The 21,939-nt window shown below is 71.5% G+C and carries 16 protein-coding genes and 1 riboswitch; of the genes, 7 read left to right on the top strand and 9 right to left on the bottom strand.

Features of this window, described 5'->3' with window-relative positions; all coding sequences use genetic code 11:
* Window positions 1–37: 37 nt before the first annotated feature.
* Genes ABT352_RS19300 through ABT352_RS19290 form a run of 3 tightly spaced genes read right to left on the bottom strand, consistent with a single transcriptional unit; the run spans window position 38 to window position 3,839 of the window.
* Entirely contained in the window at window positions 38–1,567 is a 1,530-nt protein-coding gene (locus ABT352_RS19300; protein WP_350946380.1) for a precorrin-2 C(20)-methyltransferase, read from the bottom strand.
* Between the two features lie 20 nt (window positions 1,568–1,587).
* Complete coding sequence (locus ABT352_RS19295; RefSeq protein WP_350946220.1) at window positions 1,588–2,214, bottom strand: precorrin-8X methylmutase; 627 nt, start codon at window positions 2,212–2,214, stop codon at window positions 1,588–1,590.
* On the bottom strand, window positions 2,211–3,839 hold the full coding sequence (locus ABT352_RS19290) for a ferredoxin-like domain-containing protein (RefSeq protein WP_350946219.1): 1,629 nt from the start codon (window positions 3,837–3,839) through the stop codon (window positions 2,211–2,213). The genes ABT352_RS19295 and ABT352_RS19290 overlap by 4 nt, the downstream gene beginning before the upstream one ends.
* Window positions 3,840–3,863: 24 nt before the next feature.
* Window positions 3,864–4,052, top strand: a riboswitch (cobalamin riboswitch).
* Between the two features lie 249 nt (window positions 4,053–4,301).
* On the opposite strand from ABT352_RS19290, the gene cobN reads away from it, so the two are divergent.
* Window positions 4,302–8,003, top strand: a complete 3,702-nt coding sequence (gene cobN / locus ABT352_RS19285; protein WP_502992873.1) for a cobaltochelatase subunit CobN — start codon at window positions 4,302–4,304, stop codon at window positions 8,001–8,003.
* Window positions 8,004–8,124: 121 nt separating this feature from the next.
* Here cobN and ABT352_RS19280 read toward each other — a convergent pair whose 3' ends face one another.
* From ABT352_RS19280 to ABT352_RS19270, 3 genes are all read right to left on the bottom strand, one after another.
* The gene (locus ABT352_RS19280; protein WP_350946217.1) at window positions 8,125–9,966 is read right to left on the bottom strand and encodes a glycoside hydrolase family 15 protein; all 1,842 of its coding nucleotides are present in this window, start codon (window positions 9,964–9,966) and stop codon (window positions 8,125–8,127) included.
* 182 nt (window positions 9,967–10,148) lie between these two features.
* Entirely contained in the window at window positions 10,149–11,084 is a 936-nt protein-coding gene (locus ABT352_RS19275) for a siderophore-interacting protein (RefSeq protein ID WP_350946216.1), read from the bottom strand.
* A gap of 180 nt (window positions 11,085–11,264) precedes the next feature.
* Window positions 11,265–12,302 (bottom strand): CHAP domain-containing protein, encoded by a 1,038-nt coding sequence (locus tag ABT352_RS19270; protein ID WP_350946215.1) that lies wholly within the window; start codon window positions 12,300–12,302, stop codon window positions 11,265–11,267.
* 463 nt (window positions 12,303–12,765) lie between these two features.
* On the opposite strand from ABT352_RS19270, the gene ABT352_RS19265 reads away from it, so the two are divergent.
* Window positions 12,766–13,215: a hypothetical protein gene (locus ABT352_RS19265; RefSeq protein ID WP_350946214.1), complete on the top strand. Its 450-nt coding sequence runs from the start codon at window positions 12,766–12,768 to the stop codon at window positions 13,213–13,215.
* A 14-nt stretch (window positions 13,216–13,229) separates the two neighbouring features.
* Here ABT352_RS19265 and speB read toward each other — a convergent pair whose 3' ends face one another.
* Both speB and ABT352_RS19255 read right to left on the bottom strand, forming a co-directional pair.
* Window positions 13,230–14,285 (bottom strand): agmatinase, encoded by a 1,056-nt coding sequence (speB, locus tag ABT352_RS19260; protein WP_350946213.1) that lies wholly within the window; start codon window positions 14,283–14,285, stop codon window positions 13,230–13,232.
* 724 nt (window positions 14,286–15,009) lie between these two features.
* Entirely contained in the window at window positions 15,010–15,177 is a 168-nt protein-coding gene (locus tag ABT352_RS19255; RefSeq protein ID WP_350946212.1) for a DUF3073 domain-containing protein, read from the bottom strand.
* Between the two features lie 296 nt (window positions 15,178–15,473).
* Between ABT352_RS19255 and ABT352_RS19250 the strand changes: the two genes are divergently transcribed.
* Both ABT352_RS19250 and ABT352_RS19245 read left to right on the top strand, forming a co-directional pair.
* Window positions 15,474–15,668, top strand: a complete 195-nt coding sequence (locus ABT352_RS19250; protein WP_350946211.1) for a hypothetical protein — start codon at window positions 15,474–15,476, stop codon at window positions 15,666–15,668.
* Between the two features lie 2 nt (window positions 15,669–15,670).
* The gene (locus tag ABT352_RS19245) at window positions 15,671–16,006 is read left to right on the top strand and encodes an ArsR/SmtB family transcription factor (RefSeq protein WP_350946379.1); all 336 of its coding nucleotides are present in this window, start codon (window positions 15,671–15,673) and stop codon (window positions 16,004–16,006) included.
* A 114-nt stretch (window positions 16,007–16,120) separates the two neighbouring features.
* Here ABT352_RS19245 and ABT352_RS19240 read toward each other — a convergent pair whose 3' ends face one another.
* Window positions 16,121–17,308, bottom strand: coding sequence for an FAD-dependent monooxygenase (locus tag ABT352_RS19240; RefSeq protein ID WP_350946210.1), 1,188 nt, complete (start codon window positions 17,306–17,308; stop codon window positions 16,121–16,123).
* Between the two features lie 333 nt (window positions 17,309–17,641).
* On the opposite strand from ABT352_RS19240, the gene ABT352_RS19235 reads away from it, so the two are divergent.
* The 3 genes from ABT352_RS19235 (at window position 17,642) to ABT352_RS19225 (ending at window position 21,812) form a co-directional block, all read left to right on the top strand.
* Window positions 17,642–19,957, top strand: a complete 2,316-nt coding sequence (locus ABT352_RS19235) for a phosphoketolase family protein (RefSeq protein ID WP_350946209.1) — start codon at window positions 17,642–17,644, stop codon at window positions 19,955–19,957.
* Between the two features lie 168 nt (window positions 19,958–20,125).
* Window positions 20,126–20,788, top strand: coding sequence for a CBS domain-containing protein (locus tag ABT352_RS19230; protein ID WP_350946208.1), 663 nt, complete (start codon window positions 20,126–20,128; stop codon window positions 20,786–20,788).
* A gap of 31 nt (window positions 20,789–20,819) precedes the next feature.
* Complete coding sequence (locus ABT352_RS19225) at window positions 20,820–21,812, top strand: Acg family FMN-binding oxidoreductase (RefSeq protein WP_350946207.1); 993 nt, start codon at window positions 20,820–20,822, stop codon at window positions 21,810–21,812.
* Window positions 21,813–21,939: the final 127 nt, after the last annotated feature.

Below are 21,939 nucleotides of genomic sequence, written 5' to 3'. Positions count from 1 at the left end.
GCTCCTCGACGACTGAGGAGGAGCCGTCACGTCCGGGTCAGGCGGGATAGCGGCGGGGGGTGAACACCACCCGTTCGCCGTCGGCTCGCTCGACCACCCGCGTGGTGGACGAGCCCACCAGCAGCAGGCAGCGCATGTCGATCGCTCCGGGGTCCAGGTCGCCGAGGGTGGTGACGGTCATGTGCTCGTCGGCCCCGCCGACGTCGCGGCCGACGACCACGGGGGTCTGCGGCGCGCGGTGCTCGAGCAGCAGGTCCCGCGCGGCGGCCACCTGCCAGGTACGGCTCTTCGAGGCCGGGTTGTAGAGGGCCAGGACGAGGTCGGCCTTCGCCGCGGCGCTGATCCGCTCGGCGACCACCTCCCAGGGTTTGAGCAGGTCCGACAGCGACAGCACGCAGTAGTCGTGGCCGAGGGGGGCACCGGCCCTGCTCGCCACCGCGTGCGCCGCGGTCAGGCCGGGCAGCACCCGTACCGGCACGTCCGCGAACCTCGGCTCGCACGCCACCTCCAGCACCGCGCTGGCCATCGCGAACACCCCGGGGTCGCCCGAGGAGACCACGGCCACCCTCGACCCGGCCGCGGCCAGTTCCAGCGCGTGCGCGGCCCTCTCGGCCTCCACCCGGTTGTCGGTGGGGTGGCGGCGCTGGCGAGGGTTGGGCGGGACGCGGTCCAGGTAGGGGCCGTACCCGACGAGTTCGTCGACCTCGGCGAGCGCCTCCTGCGCCTGCGGGGTCAGCCACGGACGTCCGGCGGGGCCGAGTCCCACCACGACCACCTCGCCGCGCGCCCTCGCCTCGCCCGGGGTCTCGGCTACGGCGGCGGGCGCGGGGCTCGACGCGTTGACGGGGCTGTTGACGGGGCTGGGGATCAGCGCCAGCGAGAAGTACGGGACGCTGCCGGGGTCGACCTCGGCCAAAGGCGCCAGGCGCTGCTGCCCGGTGGTGGCGCGCTCGACGTACCAGGCCTCGTCGAGACGCCCGGCCTCGGCCAGCGCGTCGCGGACCTTGGTGAAGGTACGGCCGAGTTTCAGCACCGCGGCCGAGTCGGTGGCGGCCAGGCGCTCGGCGAGCACCTCGGCGGGGAGCGTCCCCGGCAGCACGGTCAGGACCTCGTCCCGCTCGACCAGCGGGCGGCCCAGGACCGCCGAGGCGCCGCTCACCGACGTCACGCCCGGCACGACCTCGGTGACGTAGCGGTGTGACAGACGCTTGTGCATGTGCATGTACGAGCCGTAGAAGAGCGGGTCGCCCTCGCACAGCACCACCACGTCGCGCCCGGCGTCCAGGTGGGCGGCCAGCCGCACCGCGCAGGCGGCGTAGAAGTCGTCGATCGCCCCCTGGTAGCCGCCGGGGTGGTCGGTGGTCTCGGTGGTGAGCGGGTAGATGAGCGCCTCCTCGACCTGCCCCTGCCGCAGGTAGGGAGCGGCCACCGAGCGGGCGATGCTGCGGCCGTGGCGGGCACTGTGGAAGGCGATCACGTCCGCCTCGCCGATCAGGCGGGCGGCCTTGACGGTCACCAGCTCGGGGTCGCCGGGGCCGAGTCCCACGCCCCACAGCCGTCCGGTCACGCGTGTGCTCACGTCGCCGCTCACTCCTCCTCGCTCGCGATCGCGTTGACCGCGGCGGCGGTCATCGCGCTTCCGCCCCGGCGTCCGTTCACGACGAGGTGTTCCAGCCTCGCCGGGTGCTCGGCGAGGGCCTGTTTGGACTCGGCGGCGCCGATGAAGCCGACCGGGACGCCGAGTACGGCGGCCGGGCGGCCCGCGCCCTCCTCGACCATCTCCAGCAGCCGGAACAGCGCGGTCGGCGCGTTGCCGATCGCGACCACCGAGCCCTGGAGCCTGTCGCGCCACAGTTCCAGTGCCGCGGCGCTGCGGGTGGTGCCCAGCCGCGCGGCGAGCTCCGGCACGCGGGGGTCGCCGAGGGTGCAGATCACCTCGTTGCCCGCGGGAAGGCGGCGCCGGGTCACCCCCGAGGCGACCATCATGGCGTCGCAGAGCACCGGGGCGCCCGCCTGGAGCGCCTCGCGTGCCGAGGCCACGACACCGGGCGACCAGCGCAGGTCGCTCACCAGGTCGACCATCCCGCAGGCGTGGATCATACGGACCGCGACCCGGGCGACGTCTGCGGGCAGGCCGTCCAGGTCGGCTTCCGCGCGGATGGTGGCGAAGGAGCGGCGGTAGATCTCCGCGCCGTCGCGGACGTAGTCGATCACATTTCCCCTCTGGCGGCCGCCACCGCGGCCGCGGTCTCCTCGATGCCGGAGCAGGTCAGGGCGGTGCCGTCCAGTTCCAGGCGGTAACCGTCACCGGTGGCGATCACGTCCGCGACCCGTCCCCTCGGGCGGCCGCAGCGCCTGGCGCAGCCCGCCCAGTGCACGGGGAGCGTATCGGTGCCCGGCCCCATCGTGGACGGCGGGGCCATGCCGAGTTCGCTCCGGGAAGGCTCGTTTCCGGAGAGTTCGCTTCTGGACGGCGAAATCATGCCGGTGGCGGTGGCGGTGGCGGTGGCGGCGTCGGCCTGGACGTCGGCGAGGGATTTGGCGCAGCCGGGGCGGCCGGTGCAGGCCGTCACACCGATCCAGGGGGAGGCGGGGTCGACGGCCAGCCCGGCGGCCTCCAGACGGGCGGCCGTGCCCGTGACCTCGGCGCGGTCCAGGCCGGGCAGGACCACACCGCGCCATGGCGTGAGCCGGATCTCCCCGCCCGAGGCGGCGTCGGCGAGCAGCAGTGCCTGCGCGGAGGTCAGCCGCCCCAGGGGGATCGCCACCCCGAGCGCCACCCGCGTGCCCTCGTTTCCTGGACCGTCCGTGTCCCTGTCTCCGTGGCCTGCGGCTTTTCCGGGACCTGTCTCTCCGGTGACGCCGGTTCGGTTCCCTCGCCGGTCCGTGCCCTCGATGACGCCGACCGGCCCGGAGGTCACGACGTGCGGTCTCACCGGTTCGAAGGGGGGCGTGTCGGGGAGTCCGAGAGCGGTTCGCATCCGGGTGGCGATCCGGGAGGGCCCGTCGGGAAGTTCGGCGATCCGCCAGGCGGTGACGTCCCGGGTGGCCAGTTCGTCGAGGAACGCCTCGGCGGCGGCGAGCAGGACGGTCACGGCTTCGTCGAGCGGTACGCGCAGGCCGGTGTCGGTTCCGGCGAGGAGCAGCGCGGCCTCGTCCGGTGCCGTGGGCAGGATCGTGGCGTCCGCGCCCAGGCCGGCCACGTCTCCCCGTCCGTCGTCGAGGGCGAACATGAACCGTCCCGGCAGGGCGGCGAGGGCCGGGCGGGCACACAGCCGTCGATCCAGTTCGCCGATCAGAGGGGTGATGTCGGCGATCCCACGGCCGTTCGTTTTCGTGCCGTTCGGAGCATCCCCGCCGCTCGGTCCGCTCGGTCCGCTTGGCTCGTCGATTCCGCCTGGTTCGGCGGGTCCGGCTGGTCTGTTCGGTCTGCCGAACTTGTTTGGTTCGGCCGATCCAGCCGGTCTGCCGGGTTCGTTTGGTTCGGCCGGTCCGTCCACTCCGGTCAGCGGGGAGGCGAGGATGTTGCGGATGCGCTCGTGTGTCGCCGAGGGCAGCAGGCCCGCTTTCGCCATCCGCGCGGCGAATCCGTTTTCCGGACCGCTTTCTGGATTCTCCGGCCCGAGACCGCGCACCTGGACGTTCGCCCGGGAGGTGAGCTCGATGACGCCGTTGCCGTACGCCGTGGCGGCGTCGGCGAGTTCGCGCAGCTGGGAGGGGGTGAGACGACCTCCGGGTACGCGGACGCGGGCCAGGCCGCCGTCCGCGGCGGGGTGGACCTGGAGGGCCCCGGGGCACGCGTCGAGTCGCGATCGTCCGGAAAAGTCGGCAATAGACACTCAGAGGATGTTAATGCCAGTTTCTTGCAATGACCCGGACTGCCGTAGTGTCATCGATGGCGACGGCAAGGGAGGAAGCCGGTGTGAATCCGGCGCGGTCCCGCCACTGTAACCGGGGAGCGAACCCCACCCGGGCCACTGTCCGACGAAGGACGGGAAGGCCGGGGTGAGCACCGATCCGGGAGCCAGGAGACTCCAGCCGTCGTGGCCGACGACGACCCGGGGCGAGGACCCCGAGGGAGGAAGCTCCGTGCGCTTTTCGCCGTTCCCCCGCCACACCGCGACATCGCCGTTCCCCCGCCACACCGCGGCATCGTGGTCTTCCCATCACGACGCGGCATCGCGGTCGCCACATCACGGTGTGACACCGCCGCTCCCGCGTCACACCGCGACGTCGCCGCTCTCCCGCCGCATCGCGGCTCCCGCGGGCCGTACCGCCACTCCTCTGCCGGGGTGTGGCGCGTGATCCTGCTGCTCTCGACCTCCGACACCGACCTGCTGAGCGCCCGCGCGAGCGGCGCGGACTACCGGCTCGGCAACCCCGCCAGACTCACCGCCGCCGACCTCCCGCCGCTGCTGGAGGGCGCCGACCTGGTCGTGGTCCGCCTGCTCGGCGGGCGCCGCGCCTGGGAGGAGGGGCTGGACGCGCTGCTCGCCGGACCCCGGCCCGTCGTCGTCCTCGGCGGCGAGCAGGCGCCGGACGCCGAGCTGATGGAGCTGTCCACCGTGCCCGGCGGGGTCTGCGCCGAGGCGCACGCCTACCTCGCCCACGGCGGCCCGGCCAACCTGACCGAGCTGCATCACTTCCTGTCCGACACGCTGCTGCTCACCGGCCACGGGTTCGCCGCGCCCGAGCCCACCCCCACCTGGGGAACGCTCGCGCGCGAGACGCGCGGCCAGGACGGACCCGTCGTCGGGGTGCTCTACTACCGGGCCCACCACGTGGCGGGGAACACCGCCTTCGTCGAAGTGCTCTGCTCGGCGATCGAGGACGCGGGCGCGCGGGCGCTGCCGGTGTACTGCGCCTCGCTGCGCACCGCGGAACCCGGCCTGCTGGAGGTCCTGCGCACGGTGGACGCCCTGGTGGTGACCGTGCTCGCCGCGGGCGGCACCCGTCCGGCGACCGCGTCGGCGGGCGGGGACGACGAGGCATGGGACGTCGGCGCGCTCGCCGAGCTGGACGTGCCGATCCTGCAGGGGTTGTGCCTGACGAGCAGCCGGGCCTCCTGGGAGGAGAACGACGACGGCCTGTCCCCGCTGGACGCCGCCACCCAGGTCGCGATCCCCGAGTTCGACGGACGGATCATCACGGTGCCGTTCTCCTTCAAGGAGATCGACGAGGACGGGCTCACCGTCTACGTGGCCGACCCCGAGCGGGCCTCGCGGGTGGCGGGCATCGCGGTGCGCCACGCCGCGCTGCGGCACATCCCGCCCGCCGAGCGGCGGCTGGTGCTGATGCTGTCGGCCTATCCCACCAAGCACGCGCGCATCGGCAACGCCGTCGGCCTGGACACCCCGGCCAGCCTGGTGCGGCTGCTGGCCGCGCTCCGCGAGCGCGGTTACGACATCGGCGCCGAGGACGAGCTGCCCGGGGTGAGCGGGCAGGACGGCGACGCGCTCATTCACGCGCTGATCGCCGCGGGCGGGCAGGACCAGGACTGGCTCACCGAGGAACAGCTCGCGGGAAACCCGGTGCGCATCGCGGCGAGCCGGTACGCCGAGTGGTACGCCACCCTCCCCGCGGACCTGCGCGCCCGGATGGAGGAGCACTGGGGCCCGGCGCCCGGCGAGCTGTTCGTGGACCGCTCACGCGATCCCGAGGGCGAGATCGTGCTGGCCGCGCTGCGTTCCGGCAACGTGGTGGTCATGGTGCAGCCGCCGCGCGGCTTCGGCGAGAATCCCATCGCGATCTACCACGACCCCGACCTGCCGCCCAGCCACCACTACCTGGCCGCCTACCGCTGGCTGGCCGACGGCTTCGGCGCGCACGCCGTGGTCCACGTGGGCAAGCACGGCAACCTGGAGTGGCTGCCCGGCAAGTCGGCGGGCCTGTCGGCCTCCTGCGGCCCGGACGCCGCGCTCGGCGACCTGCCGCTCGTCTACCCGTTCCTGGTGAACGACCCGGGCGAGGGCACCCAGGCCAAGCGCCGCGCCCACGCCACCCTGGTCGACCACCTCGTCCCGCCGATGGCCCGCGCCGACAGCTACGGGGACATGGCCAGGCTGGAGCAGCTCCTCGACGAGCACGCCTCCATCGCGGCGATGGACCCGGCCAAGCTGCCCGCGATCCGCGCCCAGATCTGGACGCTCATCCAGGCCGCCAGGCTCGACCACGACCTCGGGGTCGCCGACCGTCCCCACGACGCCGAGTTCGACGACTTCCTGCTGCACATCGACGGCTGGCTGTGCGAGGTCAAGGACGTTCAGATCCGCGACGGCCTGCACGTGCTGGGAGCCGCCCCAGAAGGGGGGCCGCGCGTCGACCTGGTCCTGGCCATGCTCCGCGCCCGGCAGATGTGGGCGGGTGGCGAGGCGCTCGTCGGATTGCGCGAGGCACTGGGCCTGGCCGAGGACGGCAGCGCGGGACGGATCGGTGTCGACGACGCCGAGACCCTGGCCCGAGCCCTGGTCGAGGCGATGGAACACCGCGGCTGGGACCCGGCCGCGGCAGGGGAGGTGACCGCCGAGGTCCTGGGCCGGGCCGACGACACCGGCCGCGACGACGCCGGCGCCTCGGCGGGCCCGGCCGGGGTGACCGGCCGGGGCGGCGGATCCGGGGTGCCCGCCGCGGCCGACGTACGCGGTGCGAACCTGGGGGAGGTGGAGCGGATCCTGCGGTTCGCCGCCGTCGAGGTCGTGCCCCGGCTGGCGCGCACCACCGACGAGATCGACGCGATCCTGCACGCCCTCGACGGCGGCTACGTGCCCGCCGGGCCGAGCGGTTCGCCGCTGCGCGGGCTGATCAACGTGCTGCCCACCGGCCGCAACTTCTACTCGGTCGATCCCAAGGCCGTGCCGAGCAGACTGGCGTGGGAGACCGGCCAGGCGATGGCCGACTCCCTGCTGGAGCGCTACCGCGCCGACACCGGCGACTGGCCGCGTTCGGTCGGGTTGTCGGTCTGGGGGACCAGCGCGATGCGCACCGCGGGCGACGACGTCGCCGAGGTGCTGGCGCTGCTGGGCGCGCGGCCGCTCTGGGACGAGGCCTCGCGCCGCGTCACCGGCCTGGAGCCGATCCCGGCAGGCGAACTGGGTCGTCCGCGCGTGGACGTCACCATCCGGATCAGTGGCTTCTTCCGCGACGCCTTCCCGCACGTCGTGGCGATGCTGGACGACGCCGTACGGCTGGTGGCCGGGCTGGCCGAGCCCGAGGAGCTCAACTACGTGCGGGCGCACGTGCTCGCCGACCGGGCCGAGCACGGAGACGAGCGCAGAGCCACCATGCGCATCTTCGGCTCCCGGCCCGGGGCCTACGGCGCCGGGCTGCTGCCGCTGATCGACAGCCGCAACTGGCGCGACGACGCCGATCTGGCCGAGGTGTACGCGGTCTGGGGCGGCTTCGCCTACGGCCGGGACGTCGACGGTGTTCCCGCCAGGCAGGACATGGAGACGGCCTACCGCAGGATCGCCGTGGCGGCCAAGAACGTCGACACCCGCGAGCACGACATCGCCGACTCCGACGACTACTTCCAGTATCACGGCGGCATGATCGCCACCGTCCGGGCGCTCACCGGCAAGGCCCCGGCCGCCTATGTCGGCGACAGCACCAGGCCTGACGCGGTCCGCACCAGGACGCTCTCCGAGGAGACGTCCAGGATCTTCCGCGCCAGGGTGGTGAACCCCCGCTGGCTGGCCGCGATGCGCAGGCACGGCTACAAGGGGGCCTTCGAACTGGCCGCCACCGTCGACTACCTGTTCGGCTACGACGCCACCACCGGCGTCGTAGCCGACTGGATGTACGACAAGCTGGCCGCGACCTACGTGCTGGACCCGGAGAACCAGGAGTTCATGGCCAGGTCCAACCCGTGGGCGCTGCACGGGATCGCCGAGCGGTTGCTGGAGGCGGCCGGTCGCGGCATGTGGGAGCACCCCGACCCCGCCGTCCTGCGCGATCTGCAGGAGGTCTACCTCAAGTCCGAGGGAGACCTGGAGGGCGGAGTCTGACCGGGGCGGTGCCGCGCTTTCACCGGGCTCCACGGGTTTCACCGTTTCGGCGATGTCCGGCCAGACCCCTTGGCGTTCCTCCCACCCCCTCCGGGCGTGGGGGAACGCCAAGGGGAGCGGTTCAGCCCAGGGCGTGGTCGAGGTTGAACGCGGCGCTGATCAGTGCGAGGTGGGTGAAGGCCTGCGGGAAGTTGCCGAGCTGCTCGCCGGTCCGCCCGATCTCCTCGGCGTACAGGCCGAGGTGGTTGGCGTAGGTGAGCATCTTCTCGAACGCGAGCCGTGCCTCGTCCAGGCGTCCGGCCCTGGTGAGCCCCTCGACGTACCAGAACGAGCAGATCGAGAACGTGCCCTCCTCACCGCGCAGCCCGTCCGGGCTGGCTTCGGGGTCGTAGCGGTAGACCAGCGAGTCGGACACCAGGTGCGCGCCGAGCGCGTCGAGGGTCGACAGCCATTTGGGGTCGGTGGGGGAGATGAACTTCGTCATCGGCATCATCAGCACCGAGGAGTCGAGGACGTCGTCGTCGAAGTGCTGGACGAACGCCCGCAGTTCCTCCGACCAGCCGCGCCGCATGATCTGCCGGTAGATCGCGTCACGGGCCAGCTGCCAGCGCGGCGTGTCGGCGGGCAGCCCGCGGTGGGCGGCCATCCGCATGGCCCGTTCGATCGCCACCCAGCACATCAGCCGCGAGTAGACGAAGTCCTTGCGCCCGCCGCGCGTCTCCCACACGCCCTCGTCGGGCCGGTCCCAGTTGTCGCAGACCCAGTCCACCAGGATGTGGACGTCGTCCCAGAGAGCGCTGGATATCGGCCGGTGCCACTTGTCGTAGAGGTAGACCGAGTCGAGGAGGGCGCCGTAGATGTCCAGCTGGAGCTGGTCCACCGCGGCGTTCCCGACGCGCACCGGAGCCGAGCCCCGGTAGCCCTCCAGGTGGGCCAGCTCGATCTCGGGGAGCTCGGTGCGCCCGTCGACGCCGTACATGATCTGCAGAGGACCCGAGGGCCCGCCGCCGTCGTCGCGGCTGACGTGCCGTGACAGAAACCCCATGAACGCCTCGGCCTCCTCGCCGAAGCCCAGCCGCAGCAGCGCGTACACGCAGAACGCCGAGTCGCGGATCCAGACGTACCGGTAGTCCCAGTTGCGCTCCCCGCCGATCTGCTCGGGCAGGCTGGTCGTCACGGCGGCCACGATCCCGCCGGTCGGCGCGTAGGTGAGGAGTTTCAGCGTGAGCGCGGACCGGTGCACCATCTCCCGCCACCGGCCCCGGTAGGTCGAGGAGGACAGCCAGCGGCGCCAGTACGCCACGGTCGCGGCGAACTCCTCCTCGGCCTCCTCGATCGGGCACGAGCGCGGCGCCAGGTCGTCGCCGAACCTGTCGAGGGCGAACACCGCGCACTCGCCCTCGCCGAGCTTGAACTCCGAGCGCACGTCCTGGCCGTCCGCCTCCAGGACGGTGCTGGAGGACAGGGCCAGCGACAGCGACGGCGACTCGAAGACCGCCCGCTCCTGGGACAGGCTCAGGACGTGGGGCTGCCTGCCGTAGTCGAAGCGCGGAGCCACCCGGGCGCGGAACGACAGCGACCCGCGCACGCATCTCACCCGCCGGATCAGCCGGTGCCGGGTGTCGTCGGACGTGCCGCCGACGATCGGCATGAAGTCCTGGACCTCGCCCACCCCTTCGGCGGCGAAGAAACGGGTGATCAGCACGTTGGTGTCGGGGAAGTAGAACTGCTTGGTGCTCGCCGGTTCCCAGGTGCCCAGCTCGAACGATCCGCCCCGGCTCGCGTCCAGGATCGAGCCGAACACGCTGGGCGCGTCGAAGCGGGGGCAGCAGTACCAGACGATGGTGCCGCCGGTGTCCACCAGCGCGGCGGTTCGCAGGTCGCCGATGAGCCCGTGGTCGGCGATGGGCCGGTATCCGCAGGCGCCCGCCGGATCCTGACGAGCGGATTCCGCTGCCGTCATGTCGGCCTTCTCACGTCGCGAGCGGGGCACCTCACGCCCTCAAGCTACGTGGCCCGCACACCTGCCGGGGTCCACCCGGCGTCAAGGAGTCGGCAGGTTTCGCGCGGGTGAGGGCAAAGGCGCCCCGGTGAGGGCCATGTCACCGGGCACCGGTGTGCGTGGCGGCATGGGCAGGGCCCTGTTCAGGTGCTTTCCGAGCGTCCCAGCCGCCAGTAGCCCATGAAGGCCACCGAGGAGCGGTCGACGCCGGTCTCCTGCACCAGGTGGCGGCGGAGCAGCTTGACCATGCCCGCCTCGCCGGCCAGCCACGCGTACAGGCCGTCGCCCTTCGGGGCCTCGGGGACCTCCCAGAGGATCTCCGCGTCGACGTCGACGTCCTCCAGCGGGTTCGCGGCGCCGGTGACGGCGCGCTCGGCGGTGAGCGCGCCCAGGGTCTCGCGTACGGCCGGGATGAGCAGGTCGCCGTGGCGGGCTCCCCCGCGGGGCAGCCAGGTGACCTTCACGCCCGGGCGGACGTCGAGCCGGAGCGCGTCGGCGGCCTTGGGGATCTCCAGCAGCGCCGTGGCGCGCACGGAGCCGGACAGCGACTCGACGATCGCGGCGATGGCGGGCACGGCCGTCTCGTCGCCGGCGAGCAGCAGGTGTGACGCCCCGGCGGGCGGGGCCCACTCCTGGCCGCCGGTGGGGCCGGGGTGCGCGGCGTTGGGGCCGACCACCACGACCCGGTCACCGGGGGAGGCGTGGGCCGCCCATCGGGAGGCGGGGCCGGTCTCGCCGTGCAGGACGAAGTCGACGTCGAGTTCGCGCTGCTCGGGCCGTACGGCGCGGACGGTGTAGGTGCGGATCGGGTTGCGCAGCTCGTCGGGGAGCGCCCGCCACCGCTGGTACCAGTCGGCCCCCTCGCCCAGGGGGGTGATGCTGCCGTCGGGCAGCGGGAGGATCACCTTGATCCGCTGGTCGAAACCGTTGTCGGCGAAGCCCGCCAGATCCTCGCCGCCGAAGGTGACCCGCACGAAGCTCGGGCTGAGCCGCTCCGTCCGCAGGACCGCCACCTGGTGGCCGCGATAGGCCGGGACCTCCGCCGCGCGCTCAAGGGTCTGCTCGCCGCCCGCTGTCATCGTGCCGCCTTCACCGAGGGAATGCCGTCCTCAGCAACTTAGCTTTGCCTAACCTTATTGAGCAACCCGTCGTGGCCTGACATGTGGCCATCTGATGCTGTCTATGGCTGTCCAATCCTTTCGTTCCTGCACGTGCCCAGGTGATCCTGTCCGATCTCCCCCTGTTACGGGCGAGATCGGTCATGCGGCCCGCGCCTCCTCGCCCTCGTGTGTCTCCAGCGTGCCGCGCCGCGACCTCCCCTCCGGGTCCGGCCCGGCGATGCGGGTGCCGGTGCGGCCGAAGACGCCGTCGGCGCGTTCGGGCAGGCTCGCGCGGTACGGCTCGTACGCCCAGCTCGGCCTGCTCACCCGGATCGTCTCGCGGATCAGGGGCGCGCCGTCCGGCCGGTCGCCCGGATGGGACACCAGGGTCGAGGGGAGCGCCTGCCGGTCCGGAGGTGTCTGCGCGCGAGGGAGCGTCTCGGCGACCGGAGGTGCCATGCCGATCCACGGATCGGCGCGTTCGCCCCGCCCGTTCCTCCTGCGATGCCGCCCCGCCGGGACGCGGGAGGCACGAAGGCGCAGCCGGGACAGGACGAACGTGGTGCCGAGGATGAAGGTGAGCAGTCCGGCGATCGCGGCGGTCTCCATGGAGACGGGAAGCGTTGCAGGGGTGTCGGAAGAGGTCGTCGCGCCGGGGGCGAGCGCGGGACGGACCTCGATCCGTCCCGCCACCTGTGGAGCGGTGCCGTCCTTTCCCGGGACGGCCGTCAGTTTCTCCTTGACCTTGCGGGGCAGGCCGTAGCCGACGACCTTGCTCTGGTCGCGGGTCTTACGCTTCAGCCAGACCCGGTCGACGTTCCCCTCGATGGTGTGGATCGTTCCACCGTTCACGCTTTCCACGATGCCGACGTGGTCGATCCCCTTGATGTCCTTGCCGCCCGACCAGTCGAAGAAGACCAGGGCCCCCGGCTCCGGCGTCCGTGTCCACGCGCCGTGGTTCTCGAACCAGCGGGCCTGTGAAGGGGTCCAGGCGAACTGCCCCACGTACTCCTGCACCCCCGCCTTCTCCGCCGCCCAGGCGATGAACATCGCGCACCAGGGGGCGGTCCTGTACTGCGGGTCCTGGGCCACGTTGACCGCGTACCACTCGCCGAACTTGCTGTGCTGGCCCGGCCCCTCCCGGTACCCGAGTTCGGGCTTGATGGTCCTGAGCAGATCGTCACCGATCGGATCCATGGCTGTGAGCCACCCCGTCCACTCTCCTCCACCCTTCAGAGAAGGGGGCGCCGTCCGACAAAACTGGACTGTATTCGCAGAAAAATTGAGAAGTGGGGCTATTTGCGGAAAAAGCCGAGCTGAGAGGTCATCCCATACCGGATCCGGTGAAAGGCGGGAAACGCGTCCCCGCAGCACGTACCATCGTCCGGCTGTCCGCCCCGGTCCCGGCGCGACACCACAACCCGGGTGTCCGGCGACGGATGAGGTCCGGGACGCCGGCGGCTCTCTCGCTTTCCGGGCATATCTCGACTCACCCCGCGCTCACCGGTCACACCGGTACGCGTCCCGCCTATCAGAGTCCATCGGGTCGAATAGCATGTGATGGCACGTGCGCGGCATGCGTGGGTGCCGATGCCGAGACCTTCCCCCTTTTCCTCCCGGTCCGGCGGCAATGCGGACGCGAAGGCGGAACGGGTTTTCCATGTTCGACGACAAGACGCAGGAGACCCTCCGCCGCCTCCTGGACCTCGCCGAGCACCCCGCGACCCCGCAGGCCGAGCGCGCCCTGGCCGTCGCGCGGGTCCGCGCCCTCATCATGGTGCCCGAGGGCGACGCCCGCCGGGCACCGGTCACCCCGGCGATGGAGGCGGGGATCCTCAGCAGGGTCAGGCCGCTCGCCCACCGGGTCGACGAGGACCTGGTGGGTGAGATACACGGAGACCTCTACGCCTTCAGCACCCGCTACCGAGTGATCGGTGAACTCGCCGAGGAGATCGCCCTCCTGCTGGAGCGCTGGAGCGCCGTCGTCCCGCAGAAGCGCCACCGCCACGAGGAGGCCGTCAGGACCGCGGCCTCGAAGCTCGTCTACCTGCTGGAACGCCGAGACCTGTTCCGCAGGCCCAAATGGGGCAACCGCCCGAGAGCCAGATAGGTCTCTGGGGCGGGTCAGCGGTCCGGACCGCCCGGCCGGTCGGCCCCGCGGTCCGGGCGTTCGGCGAGCAGCGGCAGCAGCGGGTTCCAGACGGTCCCGTCCCGGGCGTCGCGCCGCCGCCGCGCGATGGCGCTCAACGCCTCAAGGACCACGCGGTTGGCCAGCGCGGCGGTGATGTCGGCGTGGTCGTAGGGCGGGCTGACCTCCACGACGTCGACGCCGACGACCGGCAGCTCCAGGCAGATGCGCCGTACGGAGTCCAGGAGCTGGCGCGCGGTGATGCCACCCGGCTCCGGGGTTCCGGTGCCGGGGGCGTGACCCGGATCGCACACGTCGATGTCGACGGACAGGAAGACGCCGTCGCACTCGTCGACGGCGATGGCGAACGCCTCGGTCAGGCACTCGTCCAGGCCCCGGTGCACGATCTCGGTCATCTCGTACGAGCGCATCGCCCGTTCGGCCATCCAGTCCAGCGTCTCCGGCGGCGGCCAGTAGCCGCGCAGGCCGACCTGCAGGAAACGGTCGCCGCGCAGTGCCCCCGACTCGATGAGCCGGCGCATCGGCTGCCCGTGGCCCCACAGCGAGCCGAACTCGATGTCGCCGGTGTCCGCGTGGGCATCAAAGTGGATCATCGAGATCCGGCCGTGCCCGAGGACGTTGGCCACCCCCTTGGCATCGGGGAAGGCGATCGAGTGGTCACCGCCCAGGATCACCGGGATGGCCCCCGAACGGGCGACCTTCTCGACGGCGGACTCCAGCGCGGCCAGTGACGTCGCGATGTCGCCCGGCGGCATCTCGACGTCACCCGCGTCCAGGACGCGCAGGTCGCGCAGACCGTCGGTGCGCAGCGCCAGGCTGGGGCGCGCCCCGTCGTGCGGCAGGTAGTCGGTCATCCGGATCGCCTGCGGTCCGAAGCGCGCGCCGGGCCGGTGTGAGGTGCCGCCGTCGAACGGCGCGCCCACGATCACGACGTCGGCGCCCGCGTAGCTCGCGGGATCGTCCAGCGAGCACCGTTCGACGCCGAGGAAGGTGATGTCGGGCCCGAACTGGGACCCGTAGCGGTTCGTCACTGTTCCTCCGGCGGGAAGGTCCCGGCCCGCGCGTGTCGCGGCCCGTCGCCGCCGGGCACGGCTCGCGAAGTGGCTCCGGCCACCCCGCAGGAGATCGTCATCGAGAACTCCACCCGGTCAGGTCCATCGGACCAGCCAGCATAACCGGACAAGTCGGGACATGTGTCAGCCGTGCTGTCTGTCCGGAGGGCTCAGGCGATCCCGGGCGATAGGTCGCAAGGCACGCTGAGGCGCGGTGAAGGCGGGGAGGTCGATGGTGGCCGTGGCCCGGGGAGACTTTCCGCCCGCGCGAGGCACGACCTCGCGCGATCCGGCGATTCGTCCCGGGGCCACGGCGTGTGAACTGGCGGATCCCGGATGCCCGGCGAGGAAGGGAAGCCGGCCACCGAGAGATGAATGGGACCCGCCAGAGCTCTCCGTCGACGCGCTGACCGGGAGTGCGACCGCGACGCTGCGGTACGCACAACCGTGACGGTAAGCAGCCCTGGGCGGGTGCCTCAATGATGTTGCCGGATGTTGCGCGGAATTCGCCCCGGCGCGGCGGACACCGCCTCGGGGGTTCACCGCCGATCGATATGTCCCTCGAGCGGCTCACGGCCGCACGGTACGCCGAGAAGAACCCTCACGACGGAGTCGCGAGGTCCGAGGGCCGGACTCCGCCGGTGTCATGGCGGCCGGGCGGGGCCGGTCGGGGGGCAGCCGGGGGCAGGGCCCGTCCGCGGTGTCACCTGCCGGTGGGCTCACCGGTGGGGTCGTCGGCCTCGCTCTCCGGCGCGGGATCGTCGCCGGCGCCAAGCTCCTTGCGCAACCGGTCAAGATCCATGCTGTGGCTGCTGTACTTCAGCTCACGGGCAACCTTCGTCTGCTTAGCCTTGGCTCGGCCCCGTCCCATTGGCTGTACTCCCTCGCGCAGGCCGTGCTCGGCCCCTCGTCACTGTCGCATCGCCGGCTGGCGCGCTCTGACGCCGCAGGTCAGTCTGCGGTAGCCGTACCAAGTATCCCGCTTCGCGGTCGATCCGTCATCGATCGGGCTCGAACCGGCCGCGGGCCCTGGTGGAAAACGGCCTTCGCCATCATAGCCAACGTCATTACGATTTGAAGAATTATGCAATTTGCCACATCATGAGGAACGGTGTGCCGATAAAACCAGACGCCGGGGAGTGACCTGATCCACGGGAGGTGGGGGACATGAGCGAGTTCGCGGCGGAGCTACGGGCACGCATCGCCGATGTCGACGGCGAGCTGGAGCTCATGCGCCAGGCCTTCGACGACCACGCGATCGAGGTCCTGTCCGGGCGCCTGGAGAACCTGTTGCGCATCGCCGACCAGCACGGCGTCGACGTACGACACGCCGGTGGCGGGCCTGCCGCCGGAGCTGCGTGATCATGCCGGTGCCGCTGCACCAGGCCAAGGCCGAATTCTTCCGCACCCTCGGCCATCCGGTCCGCATCCAGGTCCTGGAGCTTCTCCAGGACGGCCCCCGGCCGGTGCGGGACCTGCTGAGCGCCATCGACGTCGAGGCCTCCAACCTCTCCCAGCAACTCGCCGTGCTGCGCCGCGCGGGAGTCGTGACCGCCACCCGGGACGGCGCCACCGTCGTCTACGCCCTGTCCACCAGGGACCTGGCCGACCTGATGTCCGTGGCGCGATCGATCCTGGCCGAGGTTCTCGCCGAGCAGGGCGAGCTGCTCGCCGAGCTGCGCGCCGAGGCCGGCAGATGAACGGGGCCCTGCCCGAGCGCGACGGCACGCCTCGCCGAGGCGTCGTCTGCGGGTGAACCCGGCTCCGAGCTCGCTGTCGGGCCCGCCGTCCGATCCGCGTCCGGGATCGTCGTCTCAGTCCGCCACGGCGGTCTCGGGGTCATGGCCGTAAAGCCAGGCGCTCTGCCGGAGCGGACTACTGGCGGCCAGGGCCGCGTCGCGTTCCAGCTGGGCGGGCCCGTCGGGCAGATGGTTCAGCACCTCGCGGCCCCGGCTCATCAGCTGCACCTGCGAGGCCCGGGGCCTGCGGATCCTCTCGTAGCGGGCCAGCGCCTCCGCCGCCGTCTCGCGGGTGGCCTCGCGCAGGCAGATCGCGAGCACCACCGCGTCCTCGACCGCCTGGGCGGCGCCCTGACCGAGGAAGGGCAGCATCGAGTGGGCGGCGTCCCCCAGCAGGGTCACCCGCCCCGACGTCCAGCGTTCCAGGGGAGAGCGGTCGTACAGGGCCCAGCGCTTGGTCGCGGTGGCCGCGTCGATCAGCCCTCTCAGCCGAGGGTCCCAGGTCTCGAACTCGCCCCTCAGGTCCTCAAGCCGCCCGTCGGCCGTCCACGACTCGACGCGCCACTCGCCCGCGGGCACGATCGCGACGACGTTGATCAGCTTTCTGTCCCTGATCGGGTAGTGAACGAAGTGGCGCCCCGGCCCCAGCCAGAGCGTCTGCACCCGGCGCACCGACAGCTCAGGGGCCCGCTCGGCGTCGATGAGGCACCGGTAGGCGCAGAGCCCGGAGAAGCGCGGGGGCTCCTCGTCGACGACCGCAGGCCGGACCGCCGAGTGGATGCCGTCGGCGCCGATCACCGCGTCGGCGACCACCGTCGCCCTCGCGCCTGTGGCCGTACCGAAGGTCAGCTCGACCCCCTCGGGATCCTGCCGCAGCACCTCCAGTCGCCGATCTGTCCTGATGACGTCCTCGGGCAGCGCCTTCACCAGCATGTCGAGCAGGTCGGCGCGGTGCGCGACGTAGAAGTCGCTGCCGTACAGCCGCCGGCACTCCTCACCCATCGTCTGGGAGGCCAGCACCCGGCCGTCCTCCCAGCGCCTCAACTCCCAGGCGGCATCCATGGGGACGGCGAAGGAGGCCAGCCGCTCGCCGAGTCCGGCCCGCACCAGGGGGCGGACCATGTTGGGACTCACCCCGATGCCCGCTCCCACCTCGCGCAACTCGGCGGCCTGCTCGTACACGACGGCCTCGACACCGGCCTGCCGCAGGAGCAGGGCGGCGGTCAACCCGCCGAGACCTCCGCCGACAATGGCGACCTTCACTCAGGGGCTCCTCTCGTCGGATGGCGTCTCACCCCGAGGTACCGCTGTGCTGCCGGGGCGGCGTCCCGATGCTCCCGGCGATGTGAACCGCGGCGACTTCGAACGCGTCCGTACGGCACTCTCGGCTCACCCGGAGATCTTCGTCTATTCCATCCCGATCCGGTAGAGGGAAGGTGCTGTCGATCATGGCGAGGCGAGGTCCGGTGCTTCGACGCGCCTGCCCCGGTTGGTCCCGGTACGCCCTCGTGCGCGTGGTGCGGCCGCGCCGCGCGATGTGACGAACGTGTTCGCCGTATCGGGGTTTGAACGCCTCAGCCGAGGAACTGTCGATGTATGGACGCACTCGCGCATGTCGACGCCTACTGGCGCGCGGCCAACTATCTGTCGGTCGGTCAGATCTATCTGCTGGACAACCCGCTGCTGACCGAGCCGTTGCGGCCCGAGCACATCAAGCCGCGGCTGCTGGGACACTGGGGGACCACCCCGGGACTGAACTTCTGCTTCGCCCACCTGAACCGGATCATCACCGAACGCGACCAGGACATGATCTACATCGCCGGTCCGGGTCACGGCGGCCCGGCGGCGGTGGCGCACGCCTGGCTGGAGGGTTCCTACACCGAGTGCTATCCCGACATCTCCCGTGACCGGGAGGGGATGCGGCGGTTGTTCCGGCAGTTCTCCTTTCCCGGTGGCATTCCCAGCCATGTGGCGCCCGAGACGCCCGGTTCGATCCACGAGGGCGGGGAGCTCGGGTACGCGCTGGCGCATGCCTACGGGGCCGCGTTCGACAACCCGGAGCTGGTGGTCGCCAGTGTCATCGGGGACGGGGAGGCCGAGACCGGGCCGCTCGCGGCCAGCTGGCATTCCAACAAGTTCCTCGATCCAAGGCGTGACGGCGTGGTGCTGCCGATCCTGCACCTGAACGGCTACAAGATCGCCAATCCCGCCGTGCTGGCCCGCATCCCGGAAGAAGAGCTCCTCGCGTTGATGGAGGGGTACGGATACCGCCCGCACGTGGTGGCCGGGGACGAACCCGAGGCGATGCACGCGCTCATGGCCCGGACACTGGAGACGGTCTGGGAGCAGATCGCCGACTACCGGCGGGGGCGGGCCGAGCGGTTGCCGATGATCGTTCTGCGGACGCCGAAGGGGTGGACCGGTCCCGAGCGGGTCGACGGCCTGCCGGTGGAGGGCACCTGGCGCTCGCACCAGGTCCCGCTGTCGGGGGTGCGCGACAACGCCGAACACCTGGCGATGCTGGAGGAGTGGATGCGCTCGTACCGGCCACAGGAGTTGTTCGACGCCGACGGGCGGCCGGTGGCCGAGATCCTGGACACGGTGCCCGAAGGACCACTGCGGATGAGCGCCAACCCGCACGCCAACGGCGGCGAACTGCTGCGGCCGCTGGCGCTCGGCGATTTTCGCGAGCACGCGGTCAAGGTCACCTCACCGGCCACCGCGAGCAGTGAGCCCACCCGGGTGCTGGGCGAATTTCTGCGCGAGGTCATCGCCGCCAACCCCGAGACCTTCCGGCTGATGGGCCCCGACGAGACCGCCTCCAACCGGCTGCAGGCGGTCTTCGAGGTCACCGGCCGCGCCTGGAACGCCGAGATCCGCGACGGCGACGACCACCTCCAGGCGGGCGGCCGGGTCATGGAGGTGCTCAGCGAGCACCTGTGTCAGGGCTGGCTCGAGGGCTACCTGCTGACCGGCCGCCACGGGTTGTTCAACTGCTACGAGGCGTTCATCCACATCATCGACGCGATGTTCAACCAGCACGCCAAGTGGCTGGAGTCCTCGCGGAAGATCGGCTGGCGTCGTCCGGTGGCCTCGCTGAACTATCTGCTGTCGTCGCACGTGTGGCGCCAGGACCACAACGGCTTCTCCCACCAGGACCCCGGTTTCCTGGATGTGGTGATGAACAAGAAGGCCGAGGTGGTGCGGGTGTATCTGCCGCCGGACGCCAACACGCTGCTGTCGACGGCCGATCACTGCCTGCGCTCGCGCGACTACGTGAACGTGATCGTGGCGGGTAAGCAGCCGGTGCTGGATCTGATGGGGATGGACGAGGCGATCGCGCACTGCACCCGAGGGCTGGGCATCCTGGAGTGGGCCAGCACCGACGCCGGCGTCGAACCGGACGTGGTGCTGGCGTGCGCGGGCGACGTGCCCACCCTGGAGACGCTGGCGGCGGCCGCGCTGCTGCGTGAGCATCTGCCCGAACTGCGGGTCCGGGTGGTCAACGTGGTGGACCTGATGCGGTTGCAGCCGCCGTCGGAGCATCCGCACGGCATGTCGGACGCGGACTTCGACACGGTGTTCACCGCCGACCGGCCGATCATCTTCAACTTCCACGGCTATCCGTGGCTGATCCATCGCCTGACGTACCGGCGCAACGGTCACGAGAACATCCACGTGCGCGGTTACAAGGAGGAGGGCACCACGACCACGCCGTTCGACATGGTCATGCTCAACGACATCGACCGGTTCCACCTCGTGATGGACGTCATCGACCGGGTTCCCGGGCTGGCCGAGCGGTCGGCGCACCTGCGCCAGCACATGGCCGACGCCCGCCTGACCGCCCGGGCCTACACCCGTGAGCACGGTGAGGACCTGCCCGAGATCCGCGACTGGGCCTGGCCCCACTAAAGGACCCGTCCCGGCGCCCCGCGTCCGCCCTCGGACGGGTGTGGGGCGCCGGGACGGGGGATCCGGGAGATCATCGTCGTGCGCAGACCATAAGTCCTCCTGATCAGGGACTTTCGCCGCTGACGTCTCCAGGACCGCCTTGCGATGCTCGATGCGAGGAGGTTCGTCATGAAGGTCAGGGAAGTCATGGGCGGCACGGCGATCGCGGTGCGGCCGGAGGCGACGTTCACCGAGATGGTCGACGCCATGCGGCGCTTCAAGGTCGGCGCGCTCACCGTCATCGACGCCGACGATCATCCCATCGGCATGGTCTCCGACGACGATCTCCTGCTCAGGGAGACCGATTCGGGCGCGCGCGCCGGCGGCGTCTTCGACAGTCACAAAAGACGCCAGGAGCACCGTAAGGCCGCGGGCGGCACGGCCAGGCAGATCATGACCACCCCCGCGATCACCATCACGAAGGACACCGCCGTGCGGGACGCGGCACGGCTGATGCACCGGCATCGGATCAAGCAGCTACCGGTGATCGACGCGGTCACCGGGCGTATCACCGGCACCGTTCACCAGAGCGATCTGCTCCAGGTCTTCGCCCGCCCGCCCGAGGAGATCGAACGCGAGGTCGCCGAGGTCCGTGACCGGCTCGCCGTCCCCCCGGAGACGATGAGCGTCGCCGTCGAGGCGGGGGTGGTCACGCTGAGGGGACGGCTCCCCTTCCGGTCGCAGATCGCCCCCCTGGTCGCGGCGGTCGGCGAGATCGAGGGCGTCATCGAGGTCGAGAACGCCCTCACCTGCCGGTCCGATGACCTCGTTCCCGTTCCGCCGTTCCTGTGACAGGGGCGAGACCATGGACAAGGGGAAGATCATGAACGTCCGCACCGCCGAGGAGATCACCTCGGTGATCCGCACGGCGCTTCAGGCCGCCACGTGGGCGCCGTCGGTGCACAACACCCAGCCGTGGTCCTTCGGGGTCGACGGCGACGAGATCGCGTTGCGCGCCGACAGCGACAGGAAACTGCGGATCGGTGACGCCGCCGGCCGGGAGATGCTGATCAGTTGTGGCGCGGCCCTGATGAACGTGCGGCTCGCGCTGCGCGCGCTCGGCTACGAGCCGCAGGTGCGCGTGCTGCCCGACCCCGACCGCCCGGCGCTGCTGGCCACGATACGGCCGGGAGCGGCCATACCCGCCGACGAGAGCGCCCGGCTGCTGTATGCCGAGATCGAGCGCCGCCGCACCCACCGGGCCGGTTTCACCGAGCTGCCCGTCCCGGAGCGTCTTGTCGAGACACTGGTGGCCGAGGCGGAGGGTGAGGGGGCGCGGCTGACGCCGGTCCGCTCCGAGGCGGCGATCCGGGTGCTCGCCGCGATCACCTGCGCCGCCCAGGACGTGCAGTCGCAGGACCGGGCGCTGTCGCTGGAGCTGATCCGCTGGGCACGGCCGCCGGGTAGCGCCCGCGCGGACGGGGTCCCGGCCGAGGGCTACCCGCGCACTCCCCGGCGGACCCGCCCGCACTTCGCCCAGCGTGACTACACCCACGGCCATCCCTGGGGCAACGAGAGCGATCAGTTCTTCTCCGTCTCCACCGGTGTCGTGGCGGTCCTGACCACGAAGGGCGACTCCCGCGAGGACTGGATCACGGCCGGTCAGGCGTTGCAGCGCGTCCTGCTGCGCGCCTGCGCCCACGGTCTCAGCGCGGCCTTCCACACCCAGGCTCTGGAGATGTTTCACCTACGGGAATTCCTGCGACAGGAGCTGTGCTCGCAGGAGTATCCCCAGATGATCATGCGTCTGGGCGTCACCTTCGACGAGGGCAGGGGAGTCCGCCGGCCGGTCACCGACATGCTGGAAGAACGCTGACCGAACCGCGAGGCGACCAGGAAAGCCGTGGACGCGCGCGTGCGGCGGCGCCGCCGCTACCGCCGGGTAGGCCGGCGAACCCTGCGGTTCCGCCCTCACGGGGGGGGGGAAGGTGTTGTGCGGCGCG

The organism is Streptosporangium sp. NPDC000563 (assembly GCF_040299985.1).
Taxonomy (GTDB): Bacteria; Actinomycetota; Actinomycetes; order Streptosporangiales; family Streptosporangiaceae; genus Streptosporangium.
The sequence above is the reverse complement of the archived record's forward strand: the minus strand, read 5'-3'. Positions and strand labels throughout refer to the sequence as shown.

Bases quoted from the DNA above. Each gene is read 5' to 3' on its own strand.
- ABT352_RS19280 (WP_350946217.1), bottom strand. From the start codon at position 9,966: ATGACGGCAGCGGAATCCGCTCGTCAGGATCCGGCGGGCGCCTGCGGA.
- ABT352_RS19275 (WP_350946216.1), bottom strand. From the start codon at position 11,084: ATGACAGCGGGCGGCGAGCAGACCCTTGAGCGCGCGGCGGAGGTCCCG.
- ABT352_RS19270 (WP_350946215.1), bottom strand. From the start codon at position 12,302: ATGGATCCGATCGGTGACGATCTGCTCAGGACCATCAAGCCCGAACTC.
- ABT352_RS19265 (WP_350946214.1), top strand. From the start codon at position 12,766: ATGTTCGACGACAAGACGCAGGAGACCCTCCGCCGCCTCCTGGACCTC.
- ABT352_RS19255 (WP_350946212.1), bottom strand. From the start codon at position 15,177: ATGGGACGGGGCCGAGCCAAGGCTAAGCAGACGAAGGTTGCCCGTGAG.
- ABT352_RS19250 (WP_350946211.1), top strand. From the start codon at position 15,474: ATGAGCGAGTTCGCGGCGGAGCTACGGGCACGCATCGCCGATGTCGAC.
- ABT352_RS19245 (WP_350946379.1), top strand. From the start codon at position 15,671: ATGCCGGTGCCGCTGCACCAGGCCAAGGCCGAATTCTTCCGCACCCTC.
- ABT352_RS19235 (WP_350946209.1), top strand. From the start codon at position 17,642: ATGGACGCACTCGCGCATGTCGACGCCTACTGGCGCGCGGCCAACTAT.
- ABT352_RS19230 (WP_350946208.1), top strand. From the start codon at position 20,126: ATGAAGGTCAGGGAAGTCATGGGCGGCACGGCGATCGCGGTGCGGCCG.
- ABT352_RS19225 (WP_350946207.1), top strand. From the start codon at position 20,820: ATGAACGTCCGCACCGCCGAGGAGATCACCTCGGTGATCCGCACGGCG.